This window comes from Enterobacter sp. 198 (genome assembly GCF_009025585.1).
GTDB classification, from domain to species: domain Bacteria; phylum Pseudomonadota; class Gammaproteobacteria; order Enterobacterales; family Enterobacteriaceae; genus Enterobacter; species Enterobacter ludwigii.
This window is the reverse complement of record NZ_WCIM01000008.1, coordinates 97,146-111,182: the sequence shown is the minus strand read 5'-3', so window position 1 is coordinate 111,182 and position 14,037 is coordinate 97,146. Positions and strand designations below refer to the sequence as shown.

Here is a 14,037-nt window from a genome sequence, read left to right as displayed (position 1 = left end):
GCTCACATTTGAGATGGATGATGCCTGGCTGCAGAGCGGCCAAACCCGCATTATCTTCGATGGCGTGAATTCGGCGTTTCATCTGTGGTGTAACGGTCAGTGGATCGGTTATTCACAGGACAGCCGACTGCCCGCCGAATTCGATCTCTCAGCGGTACTGCGTCCTGGCCAGAACCGCATTGCGGTCATGGTGTTGCGCTGGTGCGACGGGAGCTATCTGGAAGATCAGGACATGTGGCGCATGAGCGGGATTTTCCGCGATGTGTCGCTACTGCATAAGCCAGAGACGCACATTGCCGATTATCAGGTTGTGACTGACCTGAATGCGGAGCGGGATCGCGCGGTGCTGAAGGTGGATCTCGCGCTCGCAGGCGCACAGTTTGCGGAGTGTGAGGTGGCGTTTACCCTGTGGCGCAACGGCGAAAAATGCGCCAGTGCCACCGGGCGGCCGGGCACTGCCGTTGTCGATGAGCGCGGCGGCTGGGCCGAGCGGCTAACGGTGACGCTCCCCGTTGAGGCGCCCGCTTTGTGGAGTGCGGAAACGCCGGAACTTTATCGCCTGACGATGACCCTTCTAAACGCGCAGGGTGAGGTGCTGGAAACGGAGGCCTGCGATGTGGGGTTCCGCCGCATAGAGATCAGCAATGGCCTGCTGAAGCTCAACGGTAAACCCCTGCTGATCCGCGGCGTTAACCGGCATGAGCATCACCCGGAAAACGGCCAGGTGATGGATGAAGCGACGATGCGCCGCGATATCGAACTCATGAAGCAGCATAACTTCAACGCCGTGCGCTGCTCGCACTATCCGAACCATCCGCTGTGGTACACGCTTTGCGACCGCTATGGTTTGTATGTCGTCGACGAAGCCAATATTGAAACCCACGGCATGGTGCCGATGAGTCGCCTTGCTGACGATCCGCGCTGGCTCCCTGCCATGAGCGAACGCGTTACCCGCATGGTGCAGCGCGACCGCAATCATCCTTCGATTATCATCTGGTCGCTGGGGAATGAGTCCGGCCATGGCGCGAACCATGACGCACTGTATCGCTGGCTGAAAACCACCGATCCGACGCGTCCGGTGCAGTACGAAGGCGGTGGGGCGAATACGGCAGCGACCGATATCGTGTGCCCGATGTATGCCCGGGTCGATCAGGATCAGCCCTTCCCGGCGGTACCGAAATGGTCTGTTAAAAAATGGATCGGCATGCCGGATGAAACGCGTCCGCTTATTCTCTGTGAATACGCCCACGCGATGGGGAACAGCTTCGGTGGTTTTGCCAAATACTGGCAGGCGTTTCGCCGCCATCCTCGCCTGCAGGGGGGATTTGTCTGGGACTGGGTTGATCAGGCGCTGACCAGAAAAGACGACAATGGCACACCGTTCTGGGCCTACGGGGGAGACTTTGGCGACACGCCCAATGACCGCCAGTTCTGCCTTAACGGGCTGGTTTTTCCCGATCGCACACCGCATCCGGCACTGTATGAAGCCCAGCGCGCTCAGCAGTTTTTCACCTTTACGCGGGTAAGTACGTCTCCGCTGGTGATTGAAGTCCACAGCGATTACCTGTTCCGTCATACCGATAACGAGGTGCTACGCTGGACCCTTGTCCGTGACGGCAGCGTGCTGGCCAGGGGGGACGTGACGCTCTCCATTGCTCCCCAGGGCACACAGCGTCTGGACATCAACCTGCCAGCGCTGGCGCCTGAACCGGGTGACGTCTGGCTGAACGTTGAAGTGCATCAGCCGCGGGCGACGCCGTGGTCACCGGCAAACCATCGCTGCGCGTGGGAGCAGTGGCCGGTTCCGACTCCCCTGTATATCGCCCCGCCAGCACCGGAAGGTGTACCGCCGGTGTTAACGCAAACTGGCGACGTGCTTGAGCTGGTGCATCAGCAGCAACGCTGGCAGTTCAACCGCGCGTCAGGACACCTGACGCAATGGTGGCGCAATGGCGTTGAAACGCTGCTCTCACCGCTGACGGATAACGTTAGCCGCGCACCGCTGGACAATGATATTGGCGTGAGCGAGGCCACGCGAATCGATCCGAATGCGTGGGTGGAGCGCTGGAAAGCGGCAGGCATGTACGAGCTCACCCCGCGATTACTGCACTGTGAAGGAGAGCAGCATGCAGCCGAGGCGGTGGTGAAAACCCTTCATGTCTGGGAGTATCGCGCTAAAGCGCTGTTCCTGAGCCGTAAAGTCTGGCGGGTGGACGATCGGGGCGTTTTGCATGGCGATATTCAGGTCGATATTGCGTCTGATATCCCGGAACCGGCACGCGTAGGCCTGAGTGTTCACCTTGCCGCAACGCCGGAAACGGTTCAGTGGCTGGGGCTTGGGCCACATGAAAATTACCCGGACAGAACGCTGGCGGCTCAGCAGGGGCGCTGGACATTACCGCTGGAAGCCATGCACACGCCTTACATCTTCCCGACAGAAAATGGTCTGCGCTGTGATACCCGTGAACTGCTGCTGGGCGCGCATCGGCTGAATGGCCTGTTCCATTTCTCCGTCAGCCGCTATAGCCAGCAGCAGTTGCATGAGACAACTCACCATCATCTGTTGCGCGAGGAGCCGGGGTGTTGGCTTAACCTGGACGCGTTCCATATGGGCGTGGGCGGTGATGACTCGTGGAGCCCCAGCGTCTCGCCGGAATTTATTCTGCAGAAACGCCAGCTTCGCTATACCTTCAGCTGGCAGCAGAACCCTGACTGAGCAAAGAGGCGGCCACAGCAGTGGCCGCCTCGCTTACGCCAGGATACCGCTCAGGCCGTGCAGGCTCATGTAAATCCCGACCACAGTAATCAGGGCAGCGGAGATCCACGGTGCTTTTCGTGAAAACTCGCTGAAACCCGGCCAGCGTTTTGTCGCATGCTTAAGGCTCAGGGCGGCAATTGCACCGGAAGCGACCAGCGTTAACGCCAGACCAATACTGAAGCTGAATACCAGCGTTGCGCCGAGGGCAAAATGCTTCAGCTGCAGGCAGATGAGCAGGACCGTGATTGAGGCCGGGCAGGGGATAAGCCCTCCGGTCAGGCCAAACAGTGCAATTTGTCCGGTGGTAACGTTCTGGCCGTTGAAGCGGCGGTTAATATCCTGCGCGTGCGCGCGCTGGTGGGCGTCCTGCCACTCTTCTTCAACCAGTGGATGCCCATGGTCGTGATGATCATGATGGTGGTTATGGTCATGGTTGTGATGATGATGGTCATGGTGATCGTGATGATGGTGGTGATCGTGTGGCTGACTCTCCTTCCAGGTTCGCCAGGCCATCCACAGGGCGATCAGCACGATCAGTATCCCCGAGACCAGCTGGAACCAGGGCTCAGACGTATGCGCATCCCAGCCCCGGCCAAACCATAATCCTGCCATGGCAATGATCCAGACCACCGCCGTATGGGAAAGCGTTGCCGCCAGACCAAGCAACACCGCCTGTTTCAGCGTACCGCGAATAGCCACAATAAACGCGGCCATCATCGTTTTGGAGTGGCCCGGCTCCAGGCCATGCAGCGCGCCGAGGAGGATAGCGCTGGGTACAAACAGCCAGGCATTGCCCTGCTGGAGGAGTGAAGCAAAATCGTTCATGGAAAATTCCGGAGTGGAAAGCGTGTTCAGATACTACTCCCCCCCAGTAGTCTAATACTACCCCCCAGTAGAAAAATACTCAGGGGGAGTAGAGCATGATATGCTTTAAAAGCCATACGATAAGGGAGACAGAGATGTCACATACAGTTCGCGATAAGAAGATGTTATTGACTCGCCTGAAGAAAATTCAGGGGCAAAGCGCTGCTCTGGAAAAAATGCTCAATAGCGACCACGAATGCGCCGACGTGTTACAACAGCTGGCGGCGATCCGCGGTGCGGTAAACGGCATGATGATGCAGGTGATCGAAGGTCATCTCACCGATCATGTGGTGAAAGAGCCTGAAGAAGCTCAGCGCGAAGCCGATCTTGGCGTCGTGTTACAGGTGATCAAATCCTATCTTAAGTAGGATGTGTTTTGAGGTTATCTTCCGCCCAAAGAATAAAGTCCGCTTTCGGCAACGCCTTGCTGTAGTACCAACCTTGCCCATACTGCACGCCGTGACGACGTAGCCAGGCGAGTTGCCCTTCGGTCTCCACGCCTTCCGCAACCATCGCCAGCTTCAGCGATTTTGCCATTTCAATAATGTGTGGCGTCACGTTTTTATATTCCAGTGCATCCACAAACGCTTTATCGATTTTTAGCGTGTCGACATCCAGATCCTGCAGGTAGCTCAGGCTGGAATAGCCCGTACCGAAATCATCAATATAGATTGCGTGGCCTGAATGACGAAAGGCGGCGATGGCCGGTGCGCTGATTTTAGGATCGGCAAAGCCGCGCTCGGTTAACTCAAGGGCGATCTGTTGCGGATGGACTTTCCACTTATTCATTAAGTGACTCAACAGTGGCGGAAGTTTTCCCGAGGTCAAATCGGCCGGCGCGAGGTTAATGGAAATATGCTGCCCGGCATGAAGGTGCAGCCAGTAGCCCATATCCTCAAACACCTTTTCAATGACCAAATGCGTCAGCTGCGAGATGAGCCCCGTTTGCTCAGCAAGCGGCACAAAAATATCCGGTGAAAGGCTGCTCCCGTCAGGCTGGGGCCAGCGGGTTAGCGCCTCTGCGCCCACAATCTTCCCGCTAGAGAGTTCAATAATGGGCTGGTAATGAACCACAAATTCCCGGTTATTGATGGCGTCAAGCAGCCGGTTGCGTGGCGACTGGATGCGACGCAGCAGTCGTAAAACAAAGAGTGCGGCAAGCAGACTTATCAGTATGCCGAATGGTAGCCAGATGAGAAGTTGCTTGTGCCAGGTTTCAGCCAGCGGTTTTAACGCCGCCCAGGCGACCACCGTAAACCCCAGTTCAGGAACAGGCTTCATAATGTATATCGAGCCGTTGTACTGAATGCGGGTGACGCCCTGATCCTTAACCAGATTGCGGATATGCGGATCGAGCTTGCTGCTGCTGGCAAAAATGAGATGTGATTTGCTGCCCACCAGGGCGGCATCTGTGGCGATCTCACCGAAAGGGATCACATCGACAAGCGAGGCAGGATCCACCAGCACCAGATAGTGGCCCCGACCCAGGACCGCCATGTAGCGGCTAAAACCGAGATCGTTTTGCGTGGTGAGCCATGTGCCATAACCATCTTCCGTGATTCGCATGGGCGGCGGGAAAGGGGCCGACTGACTGGTTTGTTCCAGGGACGAGCAAAGGGGTTCAAGATTGTTGATATAAATAACTTCCTGAACATAACGCCATGAAAAAGCGACCCGCCGCATCTCCCTTAAATGCATAACGCTACAGGGGATTCCTTTAAAGGTCTGCAGGCTATTGAGCGCTTCCTTTGCATCATCCACCACCCTGGCGGTACGTATCAGCACGCGTGAGGCATAGCTATCCAGCGCATCGACAAACTTATCTTCCGCCTGGCGATGTGCCAGCCAGATGCTCAGGCTAATCGGAACCAGCACCGCAATGATAAGTACGCCGGTCACCAGACTGACCAGATGTCGGGTTTTCATGGTGCTGTTTCCTTCCTCTTATGCCCGCTCCTGGGCGCTGAAAAACCTGCCAGAGGAGAAAGATTTTACCGCTAAATGATAAAGTTATAGCACGCGCAGGTCATGATTTACGGCACAACAGAAAATATCGTCGGGGCAGAGGGGTTGTTTTTTCAGCAGGGGTTAGATATCATTTTGTTATGTTATAACAAAACATAAAGAGTTTACGATGAAACCAGATATCCACCCAGCCTATCGCACCGTGGTGTTCCACGACACCAGTGCTAATGAATACTTTAAAGTCGGCTCAACCATTAAGACCGACCGCGAAATTGAACTCGACGGTGAAACGTATCCGTATATCACCATCGAGGTCTCTTCAAAATCGCACCCGTTCTACACCGGCAAGCAGAAAACGTTCTCGACGGATGGCAGTGCGGCGCGCTTCCGTAAGCGTTTCGGCGGCTTTCTTAATGCGAAGCGGGGATAACCATGCAGGTACTTAACTCATTGCGCAGTGCAAAACAGCGTCACCCGGATTGCCAGATAGTCAAACGCAAGGGACGCTTATACGTGATTTGCAAATCCAATCCGCGCTTTAAGGCGGTTCAGGGACGTAAGAAAAGACGCTAGACGCGTGTTTCGCGCCAGCTTTCCAGGGATCTTTTTTGGTTGCCATCGGCAGTAAAATTGTCGGTGGCAAGCCAGCCTTCAAAGGCACTCGCCAGCGCCGGCCACTCTTTGTCGAGAATCGAAAACCAGTCGGTATCCCGGTTATGACCTTTCGTGACCAGCGCCTGACGAAAACGCCCCTCAAACTGAAAGCCAAGACGCAGTGCCGCCTTGCGCGAAGGTGCGTTCAGGCTGTTGCACTTCCACTCGTATCGACGATACCCAAGGGTGTCGAACACGTATCGCATCAGCAGATATTGCGCTTCCGTCGACATCGGCGTGCGGCTGAGTAGCGGGGAGAAATGAACATGTCCCACCTCCACAACGCCGTTGGTTGGATCGATCCGCATCAGAGCCAGCGTGCCGACCGGAGACTGGGTATGGTTGTCGATAACGCTAAAGTGAATCGGATCGGATAAGTCACGCACGCTCTCTACCCACCCTGCAAACGCCTCTGCACTGGCATCCGGCTCACGCAACAGCCACGTCCAGCTGCGGGTATCTTCGGCCAGAGAATACGCGCTGAACAACGCCTCAGCGTGCTCCACCCGCAGCGGCTCAAGGCGACAATAGTGGCCCTGAAGCACCACACGTGAAGGGTGCTGGCGGGGTTGCCAGTCGATAAGCGCCTCGCCTACTGGCTGTCCAAACTCATTGAATGTTTTCATTTTACTGTCCGTGACGTTGATAAGAACGCCAGACTAGTGAATTACTGGTTCCTTAAAAAGTGCCACTCAGCTATGTTTTGGTGGTACCACGGGAGGCGAGATGAACATACCGGGCGATGAATTTTATACTTTGCTGAATGCCGCGTTGAAAGCGCGGGGGGAAGAGACGCTACAGCGTGCACTGTATCATGCATTGCGTGAGGCGATACTGTGCGGCAAGCTACACGCCGGGAGCCGGCTTCCCGGTTCGCGAATGCTGGCTCAGCAGCTCTCGCTTTCACGGAATACCGTCAATGCGGCGCTGGAACAGCTGACGCTCGAAGGGTATCTGCTGCGTAACCGCCAGGGGACGCGGGTGGCGCAGCTGGCGCAGCGTACGCTCGTTCAGGCATTGCCGGACTCTGCCGTCACGCTCGGCAGCCGGGTCGCCTCGCTGCCTGCGCCGGTGCCACGTGATACCCCGGTTCCGGCATTTACGCCGGGAACACCGGCCATCAACTACTTTCCCCTGCCGCTGTGGCGGCGCTTGTACGACCGGGTTCTGCGCGAAGAGGGCAGCGCGCTGTTAGGGTATGGCGATCCTGCCGGGGAGCCGTCGCTGCGGGCGGCCATTGCCCGCCATCTGGCCCTTTCGCGCGGCATTGACTGCGATGCCAGTCAGATAGTAATGACCGAAGGCGCGCTTGAGGGGGTAAACCTTTGCACGATGCTGCTGAGCGAACCCGGCAGCGTCGCGTGGGTGGAAGATCCTGGCTATGGCGGGGCTAAAAGCGCCTTTGCCAAAGCGGGCTTAGTCATGACGGGGATGCCGGTTGATGACGAAGGCATGTTCTGGGAAGGGCTGGATACGCCGTCCCCTGCGCTTATTTTCACCTCACCTTCGCACCAGTTTCCGTACGGAAGCGTGCTCAGTGCGCGGCGACGCCTGGCGCTGCTGGATCTGGCCCGGCAGCATAACGCCTGGATTATTGAAGATGATTACGACAGCGAGTTTCGTTATTCCGGTGAGCCCGTGCCTGCAATGCTGGGAATGGTCAACAATGCGCCGGTTGTCTATCTCGGTACCTTCAGCAAAACCCTCTTTCCGTCGCTGAGAATGGGGTTCATGGTGTTACCCCCGGCGCTGGCAAAAGCGGCCCGTCCGGCCATTGGCGCGCTGCTGCGTGGCGGGCATCGCGCCGAACAGCGAACCCTGGCGCTGTTTATTGAGGAAGGACATTATGCCCGCCACCTTGCCGCCATGCGCCGGCTCTACCGTAAGCGCTACCGGCAGCTGCGTGAGGTGCTGAGTGCTGAGCTTCATATTCCGCATCGCATTCTGGCGGGTGAAGGGGGGATGCATCTGACGCTGGCAATAGACGGCATCGACGACCAAAAAGTGGTTGAGCAGGCGAGGGCGTTTCAGCTGGCACCCGCTGCACTGAGCGGGTATTACCTGGAGCCGAAGCAGGGGCAAACCGGTCTGGTGTTAGGTTACGGCAATACCTCTGCTTCTCAGTTTGTGTCGGGTATCCGACGCATACAGGCTTTAATCACACAGCAGCAGGACGGGAAAGGGTAAAGACATCATAAAAAGAGAGCTGACCTTTGGTGGATACCATCTTCTGCAGCTTCTCTTTTTGCACTGTTTCAACCGCGGGGGAGTGCATGATGCTTTCGATCAGCTCCGGCGGCACGTAACGCGTGTTATACCATTCACCGTTATAGCAAACCCGGAAATCAAGGACGTCGATATCTTCGTAGCGGTAGCGGGGATTAACGTCAAAAAAGAAAAAGGCGTTAAACACCACAAACAGAATGACAAGCAGCCAGACGGAGTCCACCAGAGTTTCGGACTTCAGCATCACAATCAGTGTCGCCAGCCAGGCGGCATACATTGCGACAAACAGTCCAGGGTGTTTGCGAATAAAGCTGATGCTAAAGCGCGGGCGATTGTCGCGCTTTTCGCGGTGATTAAGATCGTCGATGGTGGCAGTAAGCAGGCGCTGTATCTCGGTCATTTTTTGCCTTTATGAGAATTGACAATACAGGATGTCTGCCAATTTTAGGGGAGCCATTTGGCTGAAAAAAGTAACAGTCAGGCGCTAAAAGACCATAACAGTTGACTCCCCGTCACTTTACAGCCGTTTAATGATTGTTGCCGGATTGCCGCCGACGACGACATTCGCCGGGACGTCTTTCGTTACGATAGCGCCAGAGGCCACCACCACATTATCACCCAACGTAACGCCCGGGTTAATAACCGCACGTCCGCCAATCCAGACGTTGTTGCCGATGGTCACCGGCTTGCCAAACTCCACGCCGCTATTACGCGCGTCGGCGTCCAGCGGATGGGTTGCCGTGTAAATATGCACCCCTGGCGCGAGCATGCAGTTGTCGCCAATATGTATCGGGCAGACATCCAGCATCACGCAATCGAAATTGGCGTAAAATTCTTTGCCCAGATAAATGTTATATCCATAGTCACAGCGGAAGCTCGGCTCAATATAGGCCCCTTCGCTTTGCCCGAGGAGTTCCGCCAGAATGTTCTGGCGTTCGAGTTTCTCATCAGGTGCAGTGTGGTTATAACGGTGAACCAGGTGTCGGGCGCGTAATCGGTCGGCCCGTAATGTTTCATCACCAGGGCGGTAATGTTCACCTGCAATCATCTTCTGCTTTTCTATGCTCATTGGGAACCTCACTGGTCGTCTTTACCGTAGGGTAATCGGAACAGGATAGCAGGGGAACGTTCCCGGAAAATCACTGTGACTATTATCACAATAATATTGCGGATGAGCACGTTTTACACGGAGACCTGCACTGGGGCAGGAGGGTATAGCCAGAAAGTTGAATACAGCTGAGAAAGTGGCGTAGAACCTCTACAGACACACTTCAAAGATTAACGGACAAATCTCCACACGGACGTTGGGATTTTGTCATACAGCTTATTCATGGTCAGTTCAGCAAGACGGTGGTCAGCCGCTGAATAAAATACCGCCAGTTCATTATCAGAAAGCTCGTATTTATTCTTTTCAATTACACGTTCAAGCGTGTCTATTGACTGACAGCGTCGCAAACGCATCAAATAATCGATTTTTGTGAGTGGTTTTTCAGACATAAATTTACCTTACTAATTGTAATAATTTTAACAGGAAAGACTAACGGGGTTAGCTCTGCTCACGTTGATGAAGCAACGAAATAGTCGGTTGCCCGATTTACGCCATTTCTGCAAATCTTGCGCATTAATGCCGTAGCTGCTGAACAACATAAAGGTGTCATCCAGGTATTCATCAATTTGCTCAATCAGCTTATTATCTTCATTGTACTTAATTTTATAATTAAGTGCGAAGGTTGCAATATGCTCGATCAACTCGTTTAACTGTAAATTGATGGCAGACGTTGGGTCGTTTACCCAGCCATGGTTACTTTCATCAAGATTGGCAAGGCAGTCATGGTACAAGGATTCGCAGAGAAATTTCAACTGCGCGATATCATGCCTTTTTGGCGAGTACTCGTCCATAGCGCATCCCCTTCTGAGTGATTTCTTACTCACCGAACATCATGTCGGGATGGATACAACATACTTAGCCGCACGGGTGCTGTGTTCCTGATAACTCTAACTATAATCCACTCTGATCAAGATTTCACCGCGCTATTACGAAAAATTACAAATAAAAGCACTGACTGCGAGCCTTTACGCAAATGTGCCTTCAGAACTAAACATTTTTATCCAGATTAACGCGGAATTTTTTTTCGCTCCCTTACGTTTCATTGGCTTAGCGTAAACAATCCTAAGATGTCCAAATCCGGAGTTCTCTTTGTCTGAAGATATGGTTAGGAATATTCCTAATCACTTAAGCAGGGAAATGAAATTAAAAAAATCCTGAATTCACCGATTACGTTATCACTTAATTATGATATGTCATTTTAGGCGGCAGGAAATAAATAGAAGCACAATAAGCCTATTTTATGATTTTTTTCTGAAAAAGAAAAAGGCCGCTAATGCGGCCTTTTTATCATGTGAAACCGGTATCAGTGCGGTTCTACCGAATGACTGTGCTCAATATCTTCATTCTTGCGGCTAAAGCGGCGGCGAACCACCACGAAGAATACCGGAACGAAGAAGATAGCAAGTACGGTTGCGGTAACCATACCCCCCATAACGCCTGTACCGACGGCGTTCTGTGCACCGGAACCGGCACCGGTACTGATAACCAGCGGCATTACCCCGAGGATAAATGCCAGTGATGTCATCAGGATTGGGCGCAGACGCATACGCACCGCGTCAAGGGTCGCCTCAATCAGGCCTTTACCTTCTTTCTCCATCAGATCTTTGGCGAATTCAACGATAAGTATCGCGTTCTTCGCCGACAAGCCAATGGTTGTCAGCAGGCCCACCTGGAAGTACACGTCGTTGGTTAATCCACGGAACGTTGCCGCAAGCAGCGCACCGATAACCCCCAGTGGCACCACCAGCATAACGGAGAACGGAATCGACCAGCTCTCATACAGTGCCGCCAGACACAGGAAGACCACAATCAGTGAAATGGCGTACAGGGCAGGGGCCTGGTTACCGGACAGACGTTCCTGGTAGGACATACCGGTCCAGTCATAGCCGATACCCGCAGGCAGTTTACCTGCCAGCTCTTCCATCAGGTTCATGGCTTCACCGGTGCTTCGACCTGGTGCGGCCTGACCCAGGATCTCCATGGATGGCAGCCCGTTATAACGTTCCAGACGCGGCGAACCGTATTCCCAGTGCGACGTAGAGAAGGATGAGAACGGCACCATCTGACCGTTGTTGCCGCGAACGTACCAGTTGTTGATATCGTTCGGTAACATACGGTATTGCGCTTCTGACATCACGTACACTTTCTTCACACGACCACGGTCGATGAAGTCGTTAACGTAGCTACCGCCCCAGGCCGCGCCCAGCGTGGTATTGATGTCACTGATGGAAACGCCCAGTGCCTGTGCTTTCTCCTGATCGATGTCGATTTTGTACTGAGGCGTATCTTCCAGACCGTTAGGACGCACGCCGACCAGAAGGTCAGGGTGTTTCGCCACTTCACCGAACAGCTGGTTACGTGCCTGTGTCAGTTTTTCATGACCCAGACCGCCCTGGTCAATCAGCTGGAAGTCGAAACCTGTCGCTGTACCCAGTTCAACAATCGCTGGCAGGTTAAAGGCGAAGACCATCGCATCTTTAATCTGTGAGAACGTGCCCATTGCACGGCCAGTAATCGCCTCAACTTTGTTCTCTTCGCCCGGACGTTCTGACCAGTCTTTCAGAGAAACGAAGGCAATACCGGTGTTCTGACCACGACCCGCAAAGCCAAAGCCATTAACTGCAAACACGGATTCAACGTTAGCTTTCTCTTTGGTGAGGTAGTAATCCGTCACTTCATCCAGCACCTTCTGGGTACGTTCTTGCGAGGCACCCGCCGGCAGCTGTGCCATCGTCAGGAACACGCCCTGGTCTTCATCGGGCAGGAACGAGCTTGGCAGACGAACGAACAGATAGGCCATACCCACCACGATGATGATATAGAGCAGCAGGTAACGACCGGTGCTGCGCAGGATGTTACCCACGCTGTCGGTGTAGTGATGCGTGCTCTTATCAAACATGCGGTTAAACCAGCCGAAGAACCCTTTATGCTCGCCGTGACCGCCTTTCTGAACAGGTTTCAGCATGGTGGCACACAGTGCAGGCGTCAGGATCAATGCAACCAGTACCGACAGCGCCATCGCCGAGACGATGGTGATGGAGAACTGACGATAAATTGCACCGGTTGAGCCGCCGAAGAAGGCCATCGGGATAAATACCGCAGACAGTACCATCGCGATACCGACCAGCGCGCCCTGGATCTGGCCCATGGATTTACGGGTTGCTTCCTTCGGCGGTAGACCTTCTTCCGCCATGACACGCTCGACGTTTTCTACCACCACGATGGCGTCATCCACAAGCAAGCCGATGGCGAGCACCATCCCGAACATCGTCAGGGTGTTTATCGAGTAGCCAAAGATGGCCAGTATGGCGAAGGTCCCGAGCAATACGACCGGTACGGCGATGGTTGGGATCAGCGTCGCGCGGAAGTTTTGCAGGAACAGATACATGACCAGGAATACCAGGATGATCGCTTCTGCCAGGGTTTTAACCACTTCGTGAATCGAGATTTTTACGAACGGCGTGGTGTCATACGGATAAACGATCTTCAGGCCGGACGGGAAGAACGGTTCCATCTTCTTCAGTTCCGCACGGATAGCCGTCGCGGTGTCCAGGGCGTTAGCACCTGTCGCCAGTTTGATCCCGAGACCGGAAGCTGGCTTGCCGTTAAACTTCGCAATGATGTCGTAGTTTTCGCCACCCAGTTCCACTTTCGCCACGTCGCGCAGACGAACCTGTGAACCGTCCTGATTCACCTTCAGCAGAATTTTGCTGAACTCATCGGCGGAGGTCAGACGGGTCTGTGCGATGATCGAGGCGTTAAGCTGCTGGCCTTTCACCGGCGGGGTACCGCCTAACTGACCGGCGGCAACCTGGGCGTTCTGCGCTTTGATGGCGTTGATCACGTCCACCGGCGTCAGCTGGAAGTTGTTCAGTTTGTTCGGATCCATCCAGATACGCATCGCGTACTGAGAACCGAACAGCTGAACGTCACCCACACCAGACGTACGGCTGATGGCGTCCTTCATGTTGGCGCCCACGTAGTCGGAAATATCCTCCTGCGTCATGGTGCCGTTGGTGTTGATAACGCCAACAACCATCAGGAAGCTACTGGACGATTTCTCGACGCTCACACCCTGCTGTTGTACTTCTTGTGGCAGCAACGGCATGGCGAGCTGCAGTTTGTTCTGGACCTGAACCTGCGCGATGTCAGCATCAGTACCTGACTGGAAGGTCAGGGTGATCTGTACCGTACCGGTTGAGTCACTGTTTGAGGACATGTACATCAGGTTATCGATACCGTTCATGTTCTGTTCGATAACCTGTGTCACGGTGTCCTGCACCGTTTTTGCATCAGCCCCGGGGTAGGTTGCGGAAATTGTTACCGCCGGTGGCGCAATCGTTGGATATTGCGCGACAGGCAGCTTCAGGATCGCAAGTCCCCCAGCCAGCATGATGATTATGGCGATCACCCATGCAAATATGGGGCGATCGATAAAGAAATTAGGCATGTCTTAACGGCT

Annotated in this window: 13 protein-coding genes; 5 read left to right on the top strand and 8 right to left on the bottom strand. The window is 54.4% G+C overall.

Features of this window, described 5'->3' with window-relative positions:
- Positions 1-2,716: beta-galactosidase (locus F8561_RS02950; protein ID WP_151887129.1), on the top strand; the 2,716-nt coding region annotated here is incomplete at its 5' end.
- 33 nt (positions 2,717-2,749) lie between these two features.
- On the opposite strand, the gene F8561_RS02945 is transcribed toward F8561_RS02950, so the two are convergent.
- Complete coding sequence (locus F8561_RS02945; protein WP_148576353.1) at positions 2,750-3,583, bottom strand: nickel/cobalt efflux protein RcnA; 834 nt, start codon at positions 3,581-3,583, stop codon at positions 2,750-2,752.
- A gap of 134 nt (positions 3,584-3,717) precedes the next feature.
- Between F8561_RS02945 and F8561_RS02940 the strand changes: the two genes are divergently transcribed.
- On the top strand, positions 3,718-3,990 hold the full coding sequence (locus F8561_RS02940; protein WP_020885193.1) for a metal/formaldehyde-sensitive transcriptional repressor: 273 nt from the start codon (positions 3,718-3,720) through the stop codon (positions 3,988-3,990).
- Here F8561_RS02940 and F8561_RS02935 read toward each other — a convergent pair.
- A complete protein-coding gene (locus tag F8561_RS02935) occupies positions 3,983-5,548 on the bottom strand; it encodes an EAL domain-containing protein (RefSeq protein WP_032677530.1) in 1,566 nt (521 codons plus the stop codon). The two genes, F8561_RS02940 and F8561_RS02935, sit on opposite strands and share 8 nt — an antisense overlap.
- Positions 5,549-5,756: 208 nt before the next feature.
- On the opposite strand from F8561_RS02935, the gene F8561_RS02930 reads away from it, so the two are divergent.
- Together F8561_RS02930 and ykgO are read left to right on the top strand one after the other, a co-directional pair.
- Positions 5,757-6,017, top strand: a complete 261-nt coding sequence (locus tag F8561_RS02930; RefSeq protein WP_010428154.1) for a type B 50S ribosomal protein L31 — start codon at positions 5,757-5,759, stop codon at positions 6,015-6,017.
- A gap of 2 nt (positions 6,018-6,019) precedes the next feature.
- On the top strand, positions 6,020-6,160 hold the full coding sequence (gene ykgO / locus F8561_RS02925) for a type B 50S ribosomal protein L36 (protein ID WP_003859006.1): 141 nt from the start codon (positions 6,020-6,022) through the stop codon (positions 6,158-6,160).
- Here the strand turns inward: ykgO and F8561_RS02920 are convergent.
- The gene (locus tag F8561_RS02920; RefSeq protein ID WP_148576354.1) at positions 6,157-6,867 is read right to left on the bottom strand and encodes a GNAT family N-acetyltransferase; all 711 of its coding nucleotides are present in this window, start codon (positions 6,865-6,867) and stop codon (positions 6,157-6,159) included. The two genes, ykgO and F8561_RS02920, sit on opposite strands and share 4 nt — an antisense overlap.
- Before the next feature lie 100 nt (positions 6,868-6,967).
- Between F8561_RS02920 and F8561_RS02915 the strand changes: the two genes are divergently transcribed.
- Positions 6,968-8,428: a PLP-dependent aminotransferase family protein gene (locus tag F8561_RS02915; protein ID WP_151887128.1), complete on the top strand. Its 1,461-nt coding sequence runs from the start codon at positions 6,968-6,970 to the stop codon at positions 8,426-8,428.
- Here F8561_RS02915 and F8561_RS02910 read toward each other — a convergent pair.
- The 5 genes from F8561_RS02910 to acrB form a co-directional block, all read right to left on the bottom strand.
- Entirely contained in the window at positions 8,400-8,867 is a 468-nt protein-coding gene (locus tag F8561_RS02910) for a YlaC family protein (RefSeq protein ID WP_020885189.1), read from the bottom strand. The genes F8561_RS02915 and F8561_RS02910 overlap by 29 nt on opposite strands.
- 117 nt (positions 8,868-8,984) lie before the next feature.
- The gene (gene maa, locus F8561_RS02905) at positions 8,985-9,536 is read right to left on the bottom strand and encodes a maltose O-acetyltransferase (protein WP_020885188.1); all 552 of its coding nucleotides are present in this window, start codon (positions 9,534-9,536) and stop codon (positions 8,985-8,987) included.
- Positions 9,537-9,745: 209 nt separating this feature from the next.
- Complete coding sequence (locus F8561_RS02900; RefSeq protein WP_014168902.1) at positions 9,746-9,964, bottom strand: HHA domain-containing protein; 219 nt, start codon at positions 9,962-9,964, stop codon at positions 9,746-9,748.
- A 27-nt stretch (positions 9,965-9,991) separates the two neighbouring features.
- Positions 9,992-10,366 (bottom strand): Hha toxicity modulator TomB, encoded by a 375-nt coding sequence (gene tomB / locus F8561_RS02895; RefSeq protein WP_020885187.1) that lies wholly within the window; start codon positions 10,364-10,366, stop codon positions 9,992-9,994.
- 512 nt (positions 10,367-10,878) lie between these two features.
- Positions 10,879-14,025: a multidrug efflux RND transporter permease subunit AcrB gene (acrB, locus tag F8561_RS02890; protein WP_014168904.1), complete on the bottom strand. Its 3,147-nt coding sequence runs from the start codon at positions 14,023-14,025 to the stop codon at positions 10,879-10,881.
- Positions 14,026-14,037 lie beyond the last annotated feature (12 nt).